Origin of the sequence: Natronomonas amylolytica, assembly GCF_037031205.1 — an archaeon.
GTDB classification, from domain to species: domain Archaea; phylum Halobacteriota; class Halobacteria; order Halobacteriales; family Haloarculaceae; genus Natronomonas; species Natronomonas amylolytica.
Window position 1 is genome coordinate 69,128 of the sequence record NZ_JAYEZM010000010.1, and the last position, 15,992, is coordinate 85,119.

Consider the following 15,992-nt stretch of genomic DNA (forward strand, 5'->3'; position numbering starts at 1 on the left):
CCCGAGAACGGCCCACACACGGCGATTTGTTGACCGCCGCCCACTTAGCCGGCCGTCAGCGCACGGATGCCGTCGATCACGAGCCTGTCGAGCGCGTGGGCCGCGATGCTGTAGGCGAGGAAGAACACGACCATCAGGAAGAACGCGAGCACGTCGAAGGCCCCGGCATCGATCGTGGCGACGACGGGAATCAACGACAGCAGGGCCTCGACAGCGGCTTCGAAGGTCGCCGCCGCGACGGCGGCCCCGGCGACGAACGCCAGCAGATAGCCCGCCGTTCGAAGCGACCACGGGGAGACCCTCGACCACACGCGTAGTTGGAGGTCCTCGTACGTGAGGAAACCGAGCGCTGCGAGTTGGCGGCGCGCCTGATCGATGACGGTCACCGCGAGTACGAACCACAGCGCTGCCGCGAGCCCGAGTCGGATGACCGACGGCGACAGGTCGAGGACCGTCTCGCTGAACACCGTGACGACGGCCGGCGTCACGCGGCCCACGATGACGTAGAACAGAAGGTAGCCAAGGACTGCCTCTATCGGTCCGTACGCCGGAAACTGGCGGTCCTCCTCGACGTGTCGCGACGTGTCCACCCCAGACCGGCTCATACGTGACCGGAGAACAGCCAGCGTCTTCAAGCCCGAGGGCGCTTCCGGGGGCGAGCAGTAGTTCGCGGACGGCCCCGAGACCCGGGAACGACGGCTCGCACTTATAGCGAATCAGGTCATACATCGAGTCCAATGAAAAGCGCTCATCAGAGGACGCACGATGGATTCACGGAATCGTGGATCCTCCGCGTTGTCGGCCATCTAGCCGCGGGGCTCCGGGGCCGTTCGGGGCGCCACGGTCCGCGAAGGGAGACGTCATGAACCGACACGAATTCATCGACGTTGCGACGATTATCGCCGGTTCGCTCGTCCTTCGAGGCGGTGGGTTCTTTTCACGGTCGCTGGAGAGCGACCCGATTGACGACGTCGTGGCCAACACCGCGAGTACCGTCGGAAACCTCCGACCGACGACCCCGCGGGAGGTGACTGCTACGGGTCCTGCCGGCGAGTTCCACGCGGGATATCTGGTCCATCGGTGGGTCGGAAGTGACGCTCCCACGCTGCTGTATCACCACGGGAGCGGCGAGGACCCGTTCGATTTCGGCAGGCTCAGTTCGAATTCCTTTCAGCGGTTGTTGGCCACGGACTCGGGCTTCGACCTCAACCTGATCGCGATTCGTGCGCCGTTCCACGGCGGTTCGAGCAGCGAATACGTTGAGGCGATGGGCGGACTGAAGAACTTCGTGGGGATGCTCGCTGCCTCGACGGCACTCATGCAGGCGCTTACCGAGCGGCTTCGTGAAGTCGGCTGTCCGGCAGTTCTCGCATCGGGTATCAGTCTCGGTGGGTGGGTTGTCAATCTTCATCGCGCGTACTACGGGGGTCTCGACCGGTATGTTCCGATCTTCGCCGGCGCGAGGCTCGACGACCTGTTCGTTTCCTCCGTCTACCGAAAACTCGTCGCCGACTCGGCGCGTGGCCGACCCGAGAGACTGGCCGAGGCGCTCGACTTCGAGCAGGATTTCGTCGCCGTCGATGTCGACGACTGTGACCCGCTGTTGGCCCGCTACGACCGAATCATCGAGTTCGAAACCCAGCGACCCTGTTACGATGGCTTCGAGGTCGACGTACTGGAGAAGGGCCACATCACCGGGTCGCTCGCGACCGATGCGCTACGGGCCCATATCCGACGGTCGGTGTCCGCCGTCCAACACGGACCGTGATTCGACGCGACAACGATTATGCGACTGGCGGGGTAACGAGTCGGCCGTTATCGAGGCCACCGACTGCATGAAGCTATTCGAATTCGCTCGCGAGCGCCGATGATCGATTTCATCCCCGTCCGGGACCGCGGATACGTCGCGGCCATCGTCGCCGGCCTCTCGTTTTTCGTCGCCGGCCTCTCGTTTTTCGTCGCCGGCCTCTCGTTTTTCGTCGCCGGCCTCTCGTTTTTCGTCGCCGCTCTCTATCCGATGGAGTGGCGGATCGAGGAGTTCAGCACCGTCATGGCCGCCGCGATGGTGCCGGAGAGACGAGCGAACGCCGCCCGCGATACGAGAGGTACCGACTTGTCCGAATGGTTCTGACTATCGCGACACACGTAAACAAGCTAATATATACACGTTGATAAGACATCCATTATAGATTTATCTATTTAGTGTGAAACATTCATATTATGTCGAACACGCGGATACCATTGATCGACGAGCATCCGGTCGCGGCGTTCTTCGTGGGCGCGTATCTGTACACGTGGGTCATCTCGGCGCCGACCGTGTTCATGGAGCCCAGTTGGTCCGCGGCGATACTCATGTACGTCGGCAGTTTCGGCGCGCCGGTGAGCGCAGCGGCGGTGACGTGGCTTCGGGGCGACGACGTCAGGGCGTGGGCCCGACAGATCACCAGATGGCGCGTCGGCTGGTACTGGTGGGTCGTCGCCTTCGGGCTTCCACTCGCCATCGTCGGCGTCGTCACCGCCGTCCTCCTCGGCGTCGGCGGCCCGGTCGATATCGACCAGTTCGGTGCATCGCCCGTCCTGATTCTCGTCATCTTCGTGTTCGGCATGACGGTCAGCGGTGGCCTCAACGAGGAACCCGGCTGGCGCGGGTTCGCTCAGCCTCGGCTGAACGACCGGTACAGCGCCCTGACGGCGAGTCTCATTATCGGCGTCGTCTGGGCCGGCTGGCATCTCCCGTACTTCTTCATCCCCGTCGCACCCCACTCCGGGTTCACGGTCGTCAATCAGGTCGGGTGGTTCGTCGGCATCCTCCTGTTGTCGGTCATCCTCGCGTGGGCCTACAACGGGACCGGAAGCGTGCTCATCGTGATGGTGCTCCACGCCATGGCGAACACCGCCGATGTCCTCCTGCCGCTGGCGCCGGACCTGATCCTCGTCGACGGCGTCATCGACGAAACCGCGGTCGGAACGGTCGTGGTGGTACAGCTCGGTGTCCAACTGCTCGTCGTCGTCGCCCTCGTTGCGTACTACGGGCGCGAGAAACTGGCTCGCGGCGAGATTCCGGGCGCGGCCGACGCCGGCGGCCGCGACAGCGCGACCGAATGACCCGCCACGTCGTCGGCCGGACTGGGTCGCGACTGGGATTCCCGGCGACGACATCTAGCCGCCCGCACGGGACTCCGTCGGATGTGGCAGAACGCGGGAGCGGAGACTACGCCGTTGTCGAACCCCTATCGCCCGAGTGACACGTAACGTGATGCGTGAGGTGCCCGTCGGCCGCGATGTGGGTTCGGACCCGATGGGCCTCGCAGAGGTCGGTGTTCCAGTAGCTCCGCGACTCGCCGCGGTCGGGGAGTTCGACGACGATGGTGTACTCCCCTGCCGGGAAATCGTCGCTGAATCCCCGTCCTTCCCCCGGACCGAGCGTGAAGGATTGTTCGAAGACCGTAGCGTCGGTACCGTCCGTCACGACGATTCGTACGTCGTATGCCCGGTCGTGGTCGTTCTGGACAGTCACTTCGAGGTCGTACCGAGGCTGATCCTCGGGGAGAACGTCGTCGATACACCCAGCGAAACCCGCTGCTGCCGACACAGTGAGGCCCGACAGAAGCGTTCGGCGATGCATACCCACTACTCGCCTGCACGAGTGATGAGTCTTTAGTCGTCCCGACTCCGAAATCGACGCCCGATTTACGACGGGGGCGCCGCTCGTGGGAGCGAGCACTCCGGAACCGCTGAAGACCACGCTCGTAAGTGTCTTCGATAATCGGCACTTATTCGGTGACCGGTAGGTCGTGATTCGAACCGCTGGTCTTGGACGTGCCGACGTCCGCGCTTAAAAACGACGCAGCATCTCGACACCGGAGAACGATACAGGCGTTATATAATCTCTTTGGCCGTATTTCTGGTATGTCCTCGATATCTGCCCGGCGGATTCCGACCAGCCAGTTCCTCCTCGGCGCGCTCGTCGTGCTCGTTGGGGTCTTGCTCCTGCTCAACACCACGGGAGTCCTCCCGGTCGAAAACGCGTTGTTGTATGTCCCATCGCTGTTCGTCGTCGTTGGCCTGTGGGCGCTCGTTCAGAGCCGGCTTCGGAACATCGTCGGTCCGCTCGTCCTGATCGGCGTGGCCGGCGCGGCGCAGCTGGTCGTCCTCGGCTATGTCACGGCCGACCAGGTCGTCGTCTACTGGCCACTCCTCGTAATCGCGGTCGGCCTGTCGATTCTGCTGGGACAGTTCCGGTCGCGGATGGCCCACACCGAAGACGCGTTCACGTCGGCGTTCGCCGCCTTCGGTGGCGTCGAGAAGCGTAATTCCTCGAAGGAGTTCACCGGTGCCGACCTGACTGCGCTGTTCGGCGGAACCGAACTCGATCTCCGGGACGCCAGGGTCACCGACCGCCCGGCACAGATCAACGCCGTCGCCATGTTCGGTGGCGTCGAGATCGTCGTTCCCCGCGAGTGGAACGTTCGTCTGGACGTCCTGCCCATCCTCGGTGGGGCATCCGACGACCGCCCGCGTCGAGACGGCGAACACGACGAGGTCGACCTCGTGGTAACCGGCTTCGCAGCGTTCGGCGGTGTCTCGGTTACGGACTGATTACCCGACTAGACGGTCCCTATTTTTGGGAACAATCGCGCTGATATATCTATGCTGGCTCGTTTTATAAGCCATGATAGCGAGAACCACCATTTTCGAAGCGGTCGGCTCCAGACCGTCCCTCCGTCCCCCACAGCGACAAGCGGCTCGGCCGCAAACCGGAGGATGGGCGGAATGACCGCGTCGACCCGTCGGCGGGTGAGCGTCCTGTTTCTCGCTGTCGTCCTCGTCGTGAGTCTGGTTCCCGGACTCGCCGCGGCACAGAGCGGTCTCGGCGGGAATATCGTCGTCGAAGAGGGCGAAACGGTCTCGGAAGTGAACGCGGTCGGCGGCGCCGTAATCATCCACGGGACCGTGACCGGCGACGTAAGCGGCGCGGCCGGTTCCGTGCTCGTAACCGGTACCGTGGAGGGAGACCTCAACGTCGCGACGGGCGACCTGCGAATCGCCGGCAACGTAGGGGGCGATGTCTCGGCCGGTGCCGGGCGCGTCCACCTCGTGGAGGGCGCAGCCGTGGACGGGAACTTCGACGTCGGGGCCGGCGACGTTCGCATCGACGGTAGCATCGGCGGCGATGCGAGAATCGGTGCCGAGACGATTCGACTGGGAGAGACGGCCTCGGTCGGCGGGTCGCTGACCTACGATGGCAGACTCGAAGGCAACCGCAACGCCGTCGCGGGCGACATCACACGCGACAGGACGCTCGGCCCGACGACCGTCACCGAACTCCGGCCGCTGGCGTCGTGGGTGACCGCCGTCTACGCCTTCGTCGCCAACCTACTGCTTGGGGGTATCCTGCTCGCCCTGTTCCCGCGGTTCTCGGAGGGTGTCGCCGACCGAGTGCGTACTGACCCCGTCAGAGCCGGCCTCGTCGGCGTGGGCGTCCTCGTCGGAATCCCGCTAGCGCTCGTGGCGATTACACTCACCATCGTCGGAATCCCGCTGGCGCTCGTCGGCGCCCTCCTGTTCCTGTTCGTCCTCTGGGTCGGGCTAGTATACGGCCGATTCGCACTCGGCATGTGGCTCCTCTCGGCCGTGGCTCCCGGACAGGCGGAGGCGGAAACGGACGATGAAGAACGACTCGGTGGGGTCGCCCCAAAGTGGGTCGCGCTGGTCCTCGGCCTGCTCGCCGGCGGGATACTCGCGTTACTCCCCGTCGTCGGGGAGCTTATAAACCTCCTGCTCGGCCTGCTCGGTCTGGGAGCGGTAGCGCTCGGCGTCTACGGACGCCGCCGCCAGCGAGGGCCACTCCCGACCGACGCGCCCGCCGAAGGGGCAATGTGATGGTCCTCTGTCTGATCAATCCGGAACGTGTCGCGAAAACATGGGCGCTGCAGGGATTCCCGCCCAGTCTGCCGGGCCCAAACCACGGGACGGCTCCCGGACGCCGACGCGCGGTCTCTGGGAACGACCAATGCCAACCGACGAACTCGAACCCATCGACCCCGAGACCGCACTTGAGATGTACCTCTCCGCGCGCGAGCGGGAGATCGCCCAATCGACCCTCCGAGCCCACCGCTCGCGGCTAGGCCACTTTCTCAGGTGGTGCGACGAGCAGGACATCGACAACCTGAACGTTCTCACCGGTCGCGACATCCACGAGTACCGACTGTGGCGACGCAACGAGGGTGACCTCTCAACGTCGACCGAGAAGACCCAGATGGACACCGTTCGCGTGTTCGTTCGCTGGCTCGGCACCATCGACGCCGTCGACGGCGATCTCCACGCCAAGGTGCAATCACCGACGCTCACCGGCGGCGACAACGTCCGGGACGTCCGCGTCGAGGCTGATGAGGCAGCTTCCATCCTGGAGTACTACTCAACCTACGAGTACGCCAGTCTCTCCCACGTCACCATCGCTCTCCTGTGGCAGACGATGATGCGCCGAAGCGCCATCCGGGCACTCGACGTGGATGACTACGACTCCGACGAGCAGTACCTGCACGTCGAACATCGTCCCGAGACGGATACCCCTGTCAAGAACGGCGAGGATGGCGAACGGTACATCGCACTTCGCGATGACACCTGTTCACTCTTGGACGATTGGCTGGCGAATCAGCGACCCGACGTCACCGACGAGTACGGCCGCGAACCGCTGCTCGCGACCAGTCAAGGCCGTCCACACGTCAACACCATTCAGAAGTACGTCTACGGCGTGACGAGGCCCTGCATCCGTGGTGATGGCTGCCCGCACGACAGGTCGCCCGAGGACTGCGACGCAGCCCAAGCCGTCAATAGAGCCTACGACTGTCCCTCCAGCGTTAGTCCTCATGCTGTCCGGCGAGGTTCGATCACCAACCATCTCAACACGGAAATGCCGGAGGAAGTCGTCAGCGACCGCGCGGACGTGACGAAGCGCGTGCTGGAGTTGCACTACGACCGACGAAGCGAACAGGAGAAGATGGAGCAACGACGAGAGTACCTCTGAGATTAGTTACCGGTGGAAGCCTCTATGGGGTTTCATCTATCTGATGGGGGTTCCTGCTGAGTCCCGGCGTGAATTTTATCAAGGGGGCCTTGGACGCACGCCTATGCGAAAGCCCTCCATCTTCCGGGACGCGAACCAGCAGCTACGGCGACCGTTCCGCCTCGTCTGGAACGACACCGACCGACGGCCCCGCTTTCCCATTCGCCTCGTCGCCGCCTTCGTGTTGTTCGTCGTGCTGGCAGGGGCTGGAAACCAGTTTCGTCCGACGCTGCTGGCGGGTGACAGTCCCCTCATCAGGACGATTAATATGATCGGGCGACAGCTCCCCAACGCAGTCGGGCTCACCCTTGCGGTCGTCATCGCCGCGTTCGTGCTTGATCGGCGACGCCTCACCGATCTTGGGCTACAGGTTGATCGAGGATGGTGGCATGGGCTTGCTGGGGGCACCGTCCTCGGTGTTGGTATCACACTACTGGCGGTCAGTGTTGGCCTCGTTGTGGGGTACTACGAATTCGCGGGCGTCGCCTCAATACCCTCAATACTCGTCTGGCTACTGCTGGCTGTTGGCGGCGCTGTCTTCCAGTTGATTTTCGTTATCCCGGAGGAACTGTTCGTCCGTGGATACCTCATCACCAACATAATAGAGGGCTTCGAAGGCATACAACAGATGCCACGATGGGTGGCTGCTGGAATCGGAATCGTCGCAGCCTCCGGGGTGTTTTACATGACGCATGCGGCCGGAAAAGGTCTCATGGTCGGGCTCCAGATGGGTGGCTTATCGCTCCTGTTAGGACTCGGCTACGTGCTGAGTGGTGATCTCTCGGTACCAATCGGTATCCACTTCGGGTTCAACTTCGCGGGGGTACTCGCTGGGACGAATGCTCAGCAGGCGAGTCTCTTCGAGATAACGAGCCAAACGACAGTACAGGACTCGCTTGCACTTCCACTCGAGTCGGTCGTCGTCCGTCTGCTGGGTGCCGTCATCGGCATCGGGCTGGTCGTGGCGTGGTATTACAGCGTCCGTGGGCGACTGCGGGTCGCTTCACTCATGACTCGGCCAACGCTTCGCTGGAAATCAGCAGATGACGCGTCGGATACGTGAACTGACTTGCAGCTTCGGTATTCAGAGACCGTTCTCGGCCAACGTGGTCGTTCAGCAGACGTACGAACGCTGAATGGATGTCACCCAATGCCTTAGTGAGCGGGCCGAGGGGGTGGGGTATGGAGCCCAAAGACTACGCCATATTGTTCGCTCTCGATGTAATCGCGACGGTCGTCGGAATCTTCGTCTATCTCGGTATCGGCGGATCGTTCTGACGGCCGCGTTCGCCTTTCGTTTCAAGCCCCCCGATTTCAGTCGGGAGAGCGGTCGGCGTACTGTCGATTCACACGTTTCATCGATTAGTCAGTCGATGTGAACCACCATCGGTAACTTATTGCGGTCAGAACGGGGGCGTCACAGGGATGTCCCTCCAGAAAGCCCTCCTTCTCGAACTGTTTTCGATTCTGCTCGTCCTCTATGGAGGATTTACGGTAATGGCCACTGACCTGACCAGCGAATTGTGGGCGCTCCACGTGGGGTTCTACCTCGGTCTCCTCGTACTCATCTATGGACTGGTCGGCGTCGAGATCGGACGAGTAGCCGACGGCGATGCGTAAGCGAGATTCCGTCACGTCTTCGCAGAGAACCCTCCGACCGCATCTATCAGTCACAGTTTGGCGAGTTCATCCCACAACTGGTCTGAGTACAGAGGGACACCGTACTTTGACTCGTAGCCGCCGACGACAGAAACCTGGCTGCAAGCCTTCTCTGTCTGGTGGGATTCACCGAGACGTATAAAAATCACACATCCATTTTTTCAAAAACGATGCCCACGAGGAAGATGAGTCGCCGTGAAATCGACGATTTTCTCGAAGAACGGGGGGCGGGAGTACTCTCCCTGACACGTGAGACAGACACATACGCAGTTCCTGAGTCCTTTGGCTATGACGGTGACCACCTCTATTTTCAGTTCATCTACGACGAAGACAGCCGAAAGATGGCATTCATGGAAACGACGGATACCGTAACGTTCACGGCCTTTACTGAAACGCCGCCACAGAGTGTCATTGTTCGTGGAACGCTGGAGCGGATTCCTGCCGATGATGAGCTTCTCGCTACAGAGGCCATCGCCGAAAATTCGGAACTCCCGACGCTTAACGTGCTTCCTGACCGCCAGTTCGAAGACCTCACTACCGAGTACTATCGGCTCGTTCCCGGGGAACGATCCGGTCGGAAGTTCGGCGCCGATTTCGTCTAACTCACCACCGGTTCAGTTTAACGTCAGAATTCCCCATCCATATATTTTCATATGTATTTGCTTAATAATCCATCAGTTATGCATTAGGAGTGTCGCTGAATGTTTTAAACCAACACTTTAACTAAACCTGTGTCAACCATATATAATAATGGCAGATACACTTCTTCGGGGGGCTAGTGAGGCACTTGATGAACAACGCCTCATTGCCGATGTCGGGGAGGAGGTAAACGTCCTCCACATCGAAGACGACCGAAGTTTCGCTGATCTCGTTTCAACGTTTCTCCAACGCGAGCACGACTACTTCAACGTCGAGACCGAGACCCATCCTCGAGACGGACTCGAATATCTCAAAAACGAGGATGTGGACTGCGTCGTCAGCGACTACGAGATGCCGGAGGTGGACGGGTTGGACGTGCTCGAACGAGTACGAGACGAGTATCCGGATATGCCGTTCATCCTGTTTACCGGCAAGGGAAGCGAGGAAATCGCGAGCGAAGCCATCTCCAAGGGCGTCACCGAATACTTGCAGAAGGGCGGCGGCACCGAGCAGTACGAGGTACTGGCCAATCGTATCGAACAGGCAGTCGCCCGATACCGAGCCGAACGGCAGGTAACCCGAGGGTTTCACGCTATCGAAACCGCACACGACGGCATCAGCCTCCTCGACGACGACGGGCAGTTCATCTACGTCAACGAGGCCTACGCCAACATTACTGGGTACGGCCGCGATGAGTTGCTCGGCAGCCACTGGGACGTCTTGTACCCGGACGACGAACTGGATCGAGCCTACGAGGAGATGCTTCCCGAGGCTCGAGAGAACGAATGGAAAGGACGGACAGTCTACAGGCGGAAGGACGGCGATCTGGTCGATGTCGATCACCGACTCACCTACACGACGGATAACACGTTGATTTGCACTATCGCCGACGTGTCGGAGGCAGAGGAGGTACGGGCGGAACTGTCGTTGAAGGAACGCGCGATGAACGAAGCGCCGGTCGGCATCACGATTACAGACCCCGCCCAAGAGGACAATCCGATTATCTATGCGAACGACAAGTTCGTCGAACTGACCGGCTACTTCCGTAAAGACATCATCGGTCGGAACTGCCGGTTCTTGCAGGGCGTGGAGACCCGGGAGGAACTGCGAGCGGAGATGCGGGAGGCAATCGACAACGCCGACCCCGTCACCGTCGAGTTGCGGAACTACCGAAACGACGGCGAGATGTTCTGGAACCGCGTTAGCCTCGCGCCGATTCTCGACGAGGGCGGAACGCCCGACTACTTCGTCGGCTTCCAGCAGGATGTGACCAAACGCCGCGAGTTACAAGAGCGACACGAGGAGTGGATTCGGATGATGCAGGGGTTCGGGCAAGTGCTGGCACACGACCTGCAGACGCCACTCGACGTAATCCAGGGACGCATAGAGTTGGCGCAGGAAACAGGAGTTGTCGACCATCTCGAGGATGTAGAAGAGACGCTCGACCGAGTGGAGGAGTTGACCGAAGATTTGGCCGACGTGATGCAGACCGGGGAATTAGTGAGCGACAGGGAGTCCGTCGACGTAGCTGAATTGGCCGAGGACGTGTGGCACACGCTGGATGCGAGGGACGCATCGCTGGACGTAGATAGCGAAATCTCGGACGTGTACGCCGACGAGAGAGCGTTGCAAAGGATGCTAGAGAACTTGCTGGGGAATTCACTGGAGCACGGTGAGGAGGATGTGACGGTTCACGTAGGCGGACTGGACGACAAAAACGGATTTTATATAGAGGACGATGGCCCCGGAATCCCGGTAGACGAGCGGGACGACGTGTTCATACCGGGTTTCACCACGAAGGAGGGGGGTACTGGATTCGGGATGGCGAGCGTAGCCCAACTCGTCGCCGCCCACGGGTGGCGGATTCGGGTACGGGATGGCATCGACGGTGGCGCGCGGTTCGAAGTCTTCGACACCGAGGAATGACCCTACTCGTGGATTCCTGCGAGTTGTGTTGGTCTCTGGATTCGTTCGACGCTCAGGGGTCGAGATTGATATTCAGTCGGCCGGCGTACGTCTACCACAAGTAGCCGATGAACACGATACCGCCCCCGAAACACCAGCGTAATATAGAATAGATACGGTTTCAAAATCGTGATGGCTCTAGGGTCGCCGCGACGTGAGGTTACTGCGGGTGGGGTTGTCCTGATCGGCTGTCTCACCGTTCTCGCTCATCTCTATCACCTACGTATCGAGGAGAGCATCCACAGCAGATTGCTGGGGGTCGTCTTCCCACTCATCCTGTCAAGCATACTCGTGTTCGCTGGTATCTGGCTGTATCGGAGCCCACTCGAGAGTTCGTATACGGCTCGGGTCGCGGCATGGACGGGCATCGGCCTTTTCGGCGGCGTCGCGTTCGGCTATCCGGTCGTACCGTATCAGGCCGTACATGGAATCACAGTTGCCGATATTCCGTTCCTCATGGTAAACTGGGCGACGACGGGCGCCCTCGGCGGGTTTCTAATCGGTATTTACAACGCTCGCCATCGGCAGTACCGGGATGCGTTAGAAGCCGAACGGGCGGAACTCGCCGCCCGCGAGCGGGAGCTGGAACGCCAAAACGAACGGTTAGAGCGGTTTACTCACATCGTCTCCCACGACTTGCGCAACCCGCTTACCGTTGCCGCGGGCCGCCTCGAACTCGCCCGACAGGACGGCGATAGCGAGCATCTGGACGCCATGGAGACAGCCCTCGAACGCATGGAAACGCTCATTGACGAATTACTGGCCCTCGCCCGGCAGGAACAGACCATCGATGACACTGACTGGGTGAGCCTGTCGATGGTTGCGAACAACGCGTGGGCGACCGTGGACACGAAAGCGGCGACGCTCCAGGTCGACGACGACGACCTGACAGTCAAGGCCGACTCCGGTCGGCTCCAGCAACTCTTTGAAAACCTCTTTCGTAACGCGATTGATCACGCCGGAGAGGATGTTACCGTTCGCGTAGGTGGGCTTTCCGACACGGCCGGATTCTATGTCGCCGATACCGGGCCGGGAATCCCCGAGGCCGAGCGAGACGACGTGTTCACCTACGGGTACTCGACGGCGGAGGACGGGACGGGCTTCGGGTTGGCAATCGTCTCCGAGATTGCCGAAGCGCATGGCTGGGAGATAACGCTGACCGACAGCGAGGAAGGCGGTACGAGGTTCGAAATCAGCGGAACCGATGTCCGTAACTCGGAGAACCGTTCGCTCAACGAGTGATTGAGACGTAAGTTCAGGGTCGCTTCTACGTTCGCCGGCCGAGTTGCGGCCCCATCGAGGTGGGGCGACTCGGGCGGGAACGCAGCGGCTCGCCAAACGGACGTCGTTTCAGAACGTCGTCCCTTGGTCGGCGTGGTATTCACCCACGATCTGGGTGGCTCCCAGCACCTCAGCGTTCATCGAAATCGCGGAGCCAACCCGCGTCTTTCGCGTTTCCGCCGGCACACCGAGTTCGGCATCAAGCGCGAGGAGTTTGAAGCGATAGCCGTGGCTGTTCTCCGGTGGCGACGGCCCGCCGTACCCATATTCGATGAAATCGTTGTGGCCTTCCGTTGCATCGCTACCGTCCCAGTTGCGGGGAATCGTCCCGATCTCCGGATCGATGTCCCAGACGTACCAGTGATCCCACGTGTGGCCAGTGACCGGCTGTGCATCCGGGTCATCGACCACGAGAACCAACGAGGCAGCGTCGTCCGGGACACCGGCGATCTCCAGTGCCGGATTTTCGTCGGCATTCGCCTTTCCAGTCCAATCGGGGAGTCGCTCGCCGTCTTCGAAATCCGGACTGGAAAGCGACAGTTCTCCGTGCTGTTCGACGTCTCCGTTGAGTGGCGTCGATGGCATGGCTGCAGGTTCAGATTCGCGTTCGTCTTCAGTCGCTGTTTCCGTGTCTGTTCCTTCGGTATCGTCGTCCTCTGTTGGGTCGGCCGTCTCAGTATCTCCAGCACACCCACTCAATCCCGTAACGACTGCTAACGCACCAACACCAAGGACATCACGTCGTCGAATGTGTTCCGTCATCTACCGTGTCATCACCTCGAGAGGAACAATCCGGGTGGTAGAGATGACGCTACGTAGCCGACGGCTCGTCACAGATTTCCCACCACCCTACCACCACGCCATACATCGGTTTTGGATGTCTATTCAGGGTTTCTACTCGCTCAATATTGACTGGTTTTGTATGTAGCAGCGAACTGGAGCAGGTTGCCGGTACACGATGTGGTCGATAAGAGACACCTTCTGCGTCACTAAGATATATCTATCCCGAATGGAAAACACAAATCCGTACACTGACGTATGATTGTGTTGCACGCATCCTTCCCCGTCAAGCCGGACAAGTTGGACGAGGCACTGGAACTCGCGGACGAACTCGTCACCGAATCTAACAAGGAACCCGGTATGCTCGACTACCGGGCGACTACCGACATTCAAGACGACCACATGATTCGGTTCTTCGAACAGTACGAAGACGCCGAAGCACTCGAGGCCCACAACGAAACTGAGCACTTCCAAACGTTCGAAGAGAAACTGCCGGAGTTGCTGGCCGGCGAACCTGAGGTCGTCAAGTTTGACGTCAGCGACGCGACCGAGTTGGAGCTCTGAGTCACCGATGGCAACTGTCGACCGTCCATCTAGTCACCGAGGTGAACTGGGTATCCTGCTCGACTCCGCAGGCCAACGCTTCGCAGCCGTCGCAACGGGTCTCTTTCTCGGAGCACCGCTCGTCGCCTACCTCGCCGGCGATCCTCGTGGACTGTTCTACGTTCATGTGGCACTCGGCGCGTTCTGGTTTGGGCTCGATTTCTTCTTCAAATTCGTGCTCGGCCCATCACTTGATGCTGCCCCGGATGATGCAGCGGCAGTAGTCAACGCGCAGATTATTCCGAAGATGGTGCTCGTCGCCGAGCCATTGAGCGTCGGCGTAATCGCGTCTGGAATCGGGTTAGCCGATCTCATGGGATACTGGGCGACCCCTTCGATATGGCTGTGGGCAGCGCTCGGCATCGGCATCCTCATGCTGATTATCGGGTTCGGCCCGATTCATTTCCTGACGACAAAGATGGCTGTCGAGCTCTCGATACCGGAACCAGACGGCGACCGGATAGAGGAACTATTCGGCAAGACCACCCAGTGGGGACTGATTCAAACCATCCTGATGCTGGCGATTATTCTCACTATGACCGGTCTTCGTTGGGGTACCTAACCCCACCCAAAACGAACGTTTTCGTGGTCAACTCCTACCCCCGACGTTCACGCCGGGGAGGATGTCATCGCCCGTAGCTTTCGTGGTCTGAACCGACGAACCACTCGTCCCTTTCCCGGCCACTCAGCTCTCCGCCATCTCGAGACTGATGGCCCGAAGGTTTGCCGAAGAACTCCTCCGTCCGTTGTTTTCTCCTTTCTTCCTCCGAACGTAGGTCGTAGTGGCGACGCAGCACTCTTCGCGATACGTCGCATCGTTCAGCGACCGCCCAGACCGGCACACCTCGCTTCAGATAGAACGAGATGTAGCCCGAGCGAACGGCCTTCGGGGGCTTGCTCGAGGGACACTGCTGTGCGGTGTCTTTCGTCAGCGCCTCGCAGTCGTCTGTTGACCTACCGTGGGGACATCCCGACTGCGTCACGCAGGGTCTCGTCAGCTGGTTCGTGTACCGTCGGATGGTGGTCGGGCTGATGCGGCCTCGAGAGGTTGCGAGCAGCGGTTCGCGGCCGTGATCGTCGGTCATGTCAGGTCGCTTCTCCGCGAGCCAGTCCTCCAGCACCTCGCACCAGTACGGTGAGATGGTGATGTTCCGCTCGCTGTCGTTTCCGTTCTTGAGCCGCGTCCCTTCGTCGGGGCGGTTGCGCAACCGGAGGATGCCCCGCAATCCGTCGCGCTCGAAGTCTTTGACGTCAAGCGCTACTAGGCCGGTCGGACGTCCGCCGAACGACATCAGGAGCGCCCAGACGGCGTGGCGTAATTCCGCGTGCTCGAACTTCTCGAGGTAGTTCGAAATCGGAATCGACTCACTTGCCGTGAGTCTGTTTTCTGACCGTTCCTTCGGTGAATCCAGCCTCGGTATCTCGACCTTAAGGTGGAGCCCGTTGCCGACGTACTCGCGCCGCCAGCACCATTCGAGGAAGTCTCGCAGGGTTTTCATGTCTCCCTTCAGGGTACTGGGGCTGAGGGTTTCCTCGATTGCGTTGCCCTCTGTGCGGCGCCACTCCTTGTATTCATTCAGGAGGTATCCGTCGAGGTGCTTCATCGACTCGATGCCTTCCGCTTCGCACCACTCAGCGAACCACGTCAGCTGGTTCCTGTACGACCGTTTCGTGGAATTGACGCACCGACTCTTGCTCTGGACGAACCTCTGGACGGCGTCCTCTGGGGCTATATCGTAGTACCGCGAGTCGTCCGACGGACGATCGGTGGACATCAGTAATTCCTCCCCTTCATCTCGGTATCTGCGGCAGCGGTTCTCGGCACACTACGACTGATTTCGCTGCAGTTCGTACACGACGGGCCCTTTGTTCCCCCGTCTTGCTGCATATCTTCTTTCATCTTTCTTGGGTGGCCGCAACTTCCCAGGGATGATAGCGATACGCGCCGCTATCGGAGTCGCAATAGGAACCCGTCGTATTTTGAATGGGTTCGTCAGTC

At 60.5% G+C, this 15,992-nt stretch carries 17 protein-coding genes; 13 read left to right on the top strand and 4 right to left on the bottom strand.

Annotated elements, in window-relative coordinates; genetic code table 11:
* Nucleotides 1-44: 44 nt before the first annotated feature.
* On the bottom strand, nt 45-605 hold the full coding sequence (locus U5914_RS14205) for a hypothetical protein (protein ID WP_336136410.1): 561 nt from the start codon (nt 603-605) through the stop codon (nt 45-47).
* A gap of 257 nt (nt 606-862) precedes the next feature.
* On the opposite strand from U5914_RS14205, the gene U5914_RS14210 reads away from it, so the two are divergent.
* The 3 genes from U5914_RS14210 (at nt 863) to U5914_RS14220 (ending at nt 3,105) form a co-directional block, all read left to right on the top strand.
* Nucleotides 863-1,768 carry a hypothetical protein gene (locus tag U5914_RS14210; protein ID WP_336136411.1) on the top strand — a complete coding sequence of 302 codons (906 nt, stop codon included), beginning with the start codon at nt 863-865 and terminating at the stop codon, nt 1,766-1,768.
* Between the two features lie 99 nt (nt 1,769-1,867).
* Complete coding sequence (locus U5914_RS14215) at nt 1,868-2,131, top strand: hypothetical protein (protein ID WP_336136412.1); 264 nt, start codon at nt 1,868-1,870, stop codon at nt 2,129-2,131.
* Between the two features lie 89 nt (nt 2,132-2,220).
* Entirely contained in the window at nt 2,221-3,105 is an 885-nt protein-coding gene (locus U5914_RS14220; protein ID WP_336136413.1) for a CPBP family intramembrane glutamic endopeptidase, read from the top strand.
* Nucleotides 3,106-3,211: 106 nt separating this feature from the next.
* Here the strand turns inward: U5914_RS14220 and U5914_RS14225 are convergent, their stop codons facing one another.
* Entirely contained in the window at nt 3,212-3,625 is a 414-nt protein-coding gene (locus tag U5914_RS14225; RefSeq protein WP_336136414.1) for an Ig-like domain-containing protein, read from the bottom strand.
* A 284-nt stretch (nt 3,626-3,909) separates the two neighbouring features.
* Between U5914_RS14225 and U5914_RS14230 the strand changes: the two genes are divergently transcribed.
* The 8 genes from U5914_RS14230 to U5914_RS14265 all read left to right on the top strand — a co-directional run bounded on the left by U5914_RS14230 (nt 3,910) and on the right by U5914_RS14265 (nt 12,571).
* Complete coding sequence (locus U5914_RS14230) at nt 3,910-4,599, top strand: LiaF transmembrane domain-containing protein (RefSeq protein ID WP_336136415.1); 690 nt, start codon at nt 3,910-3,912, stop codon at nt 4,597-4,599.
* Between the two features lie 174 nt (nt 4,600-4,773).
* On the top strand, nt 4,774-5,883 hold the full coding sequence (locus U5914_RS14235; RefSeq protein WP_336136416.1) for a bactofilin family protein: 1,110 nt from the start codon (nt 4,774-4,776) through the stop codon (nt 5,881-5,883).
* A 130-nt stretch (nt 5,884-6,013) separates the two neighbouring features.
* Nucleotides 6,014-7,027 carry a tyrosine-type recombinase/integrase gene (locus U5914_RS14240; protein ID WP_336136417.1) on the top strand — a complete coding sequence of 338 codons (1,014 nt, stop codon included), beginning with the start codon at nt 6,014-6,016 and terminating at the stop codon, nt 7,025-7,027.
* A 103-nt stretch (nt 7,028-7,130) separates the two neighbouring features.
* Entirely contained in the window at nt 7,131-8,129 is a 999-nt protein-coding gene (locus U5914_RS14245; protein ID WP_336136418.1) for a CPBP family glutamic-type intramembrane protease, read from the top strand.
* Nucleotides 8,130-8,563: 434 nt separating this feature from the next.
* Nucleotides 8,564-8,686, top strand: a complete 123-nt coding sequence (locus tag U5914_RS14250; RefSeq protein ID WP_336136419.1) for a hypothetical protein — start codon at nt 8,564-8,566, stop codon at nt 8,684-8,686.
* A 158-nt stretch (nt 8,687-8,844) separates the two neighbouring features.
* Nucleotides 8,845-9,327, top strand: a complete 483-nt coding sequence (locus U5914_RS14255) for a pyridoxamine 5'-phosphate oxidase family protein (RefSeq protein WP_336136420.1) — start codon at nt 8,845-8,847, stop codon at nt 9,325-9,327.
* 148 nt (nt 9,328-9,475) lie between these two features.
* Entirely contained in the window at nt 9,476-11,290 is a 1,815-nt protein-coding gene (locus tag U5914_RS14260) for a PAS domain-containing protein (RefSeq protein WP_336136421.1), read from the top strand.
* Nucleotides 11,291-11,461: 171 nt separating this feature from the next.
* A complete protein-coding gene (locus U5914_RS14265) occupies nt 11,462-12,571 on the top strand; it encodes a sensor histidine kinase (protein ID WP_336136422.1) in 1,110 nt (369 codons plus the stop codon).
* A 108-nt stretch (nt 12,572-12,679) separates the two neighbouring features.
* Here the strand turns inward: U5914_RS14265 and U5914_RS14270 are convergent, their stop codons facing one another.
* On the bottom strand, nt 12,680-13,372 hold the full coding sequence (locus U5914_RS14270; RefSeq protein WP_336136423.1) for a YbhB/YbcL family Raf kinase inhibitor-like protein: 693 nt from the start codon (nt 13,370-13,372) through the stop codon (nt 12,680-12,682).
* 276 nt (nt 13,373-13,648) lie between these two features.
* Between U5914_RS14270 and U5914_RS14275 the strand changes: the two genes are divergently transcribed.
* Together U5914_RS14275 and U5914_RS14280 are read left to right on the top strand one after the other, a co-directional pair.
* A complete protein-coding gene (locus U5914_RS14275; RefSeq protein WP_336136424.1) occupies nt 13,649-13,954 on the top strand; it encodes a putative quinol monooxygenase in 306 nt (101 codons plus the stop codon).
* Between the two features lie 7 nt (nt 13,955-13,961).
* The gene (locus tag U5914_RS14280) at nt 13,962-14,555 is read left to right on the top strand and encodes a hypothetical protein (protein ID WP_336136425.1); all 594 of its coding nucleotides are present in this window, start codon (nt 13,962-13,964) and stop codon (nt 14,553-14,555) included.
* 64 nt (nt 14,556-14,619) lie between these two features.
* Here U5914_RS14280 and U5914_RS14285 read toward each other — a convergent pair whose 3' ends face one another.
* The gene (locus U5914_RS14285; RefSeq protein WP_336136426.1) at nt 14,620-15,768 is read right to left on the bottom strand and encodes a tyrosine-type recombinase/integrase; all 1,149 of its coding nucleotides are present in this window, start codon (nt 15,766-15,768) and stop codon (nt 14,620-14,622) included.
* Nucleotides 15,769-15,992: the final 224 nt, after the last annotated feature.

What these genes read in the sequence shown, in the direction of transcription:
- U5914_RS14205 (WP_336136410.1), bottom strand. Translation starts at nt 605, where the DNA reads ATGAGCCGGTCTGGGGTGGACACGTCGCGACACGTCGAGGAGGACCGC.
- U5914_RS14210 (WP_336136411.1), top strand. Translation starts at nt 863, where the DNA reads ATGAACCGACACGAATTCATCGACGTTGCGACGATTATCGCCGGTTCG.
- U5914_RS14215 (WP_336136412.1), top strand. Translation starts at nt 1,868, where the DNA reads ATGATCGATTTCATCCCCGTCCGGGACCGCGGATACGTCGCGGCCATC.
- U5914_RS14220 (WP_336136413.1), top strand. Translation starts at nt 2,221, where the DNA reads ATGTCGAACACGCGGATACCATTGATCGACGAGCATCCGGTCGCGGCG.
- U5914_RS14225 (WP_336136414.1), bottom strand. Translation starts at nt 3,625, where the DNA reads ATGCATCGCCGAACGCTTCTGTCGGGCCTCACTGTGTCGGCAGCAGCG.
- U5914_RS14230 (WP_336136415.1), top strand. Translation starts at nt 3,910, where the DNA reads ATGTCCTCGATATCTGCCCGGCGGATTCCGACCAGCCAGTTCCTCCTC.
- U5914_RS14235 (WP_336136416.1), top strand. Translation starts at nt 4,774, where the DNA reads ATGACCGCGTCGACCCGTCGGCGGGTGAGCGTCCTGTTTCTCGCTGTC.
- U5914_RS14240 (WP_336136417.1), top strand. Translation starts at nt 6,014, where the DNA reads ATGCCAACCGACGAACTCGAACCCATCGACCCCGAGACCGCACTTGAG.
- U5914_RS14245 (WP_336136418.1), top strand. Translation starts at nt 7,131, where the DNA reads ATGCGAAAGCCCTCCATCTTCCGGGACGCGAACCAGCAGCTACGGCGA.
- U5914_RS14250 (WP_336136419.1), top strand. Translation starts at nt 8,564, where the DNA reads ATGGCCACTGACCTGACCAGCGAATTGTGGGCGCTCCACGTGGGGTTC.
- U5914_RS14260 (WP_336136421.1), top strand. Translation starts at nt 9,476, where the DNA reads ATGGCAGATACACTTCTTCGGGGGGCTAGTGAGGCACTTGATGAACAA.
- U5914_RS14265 (WP_336136422.1), top strand. Translation starts at nt 11,462, where the DNA reads ATGGCTCTAGGGTCGCCGCGACGTGAGGTTACTGCGGGTGGGGTTGTC.
- U5914_RS14270 (WP_336136423.1), bottom strand. Translation starts at nt 13,372, where the DNA reads ATGACGGAACACATTCGACGACGTGATGTCCTTGGTGTTGGTGCGTTA.
- U5914_RS14275 (WP_336136424.1), top strand. Translation starts at nt 13,649, where the DNA reads ATGATTGTGTTGCACGCATCCTTCCCCGTCAAGCCGGACAAGTTGGAC.
- U5914_RS14280 (WP_336136425.1), top strand. Translation starts at nt 13,962, where the DNA reads ATGGCAACTGTCGACCGTCCATCTAGTCACCGAGGTGAACTGGGTATC.
- U5914_RS14285 (WP_336136426.1), bottom strand. Translation starts at nt 15,768, where the DNA reads ATGTCCACCGATCGTCCGTCGGACGACTCGCGGTACTACGATATAGCC.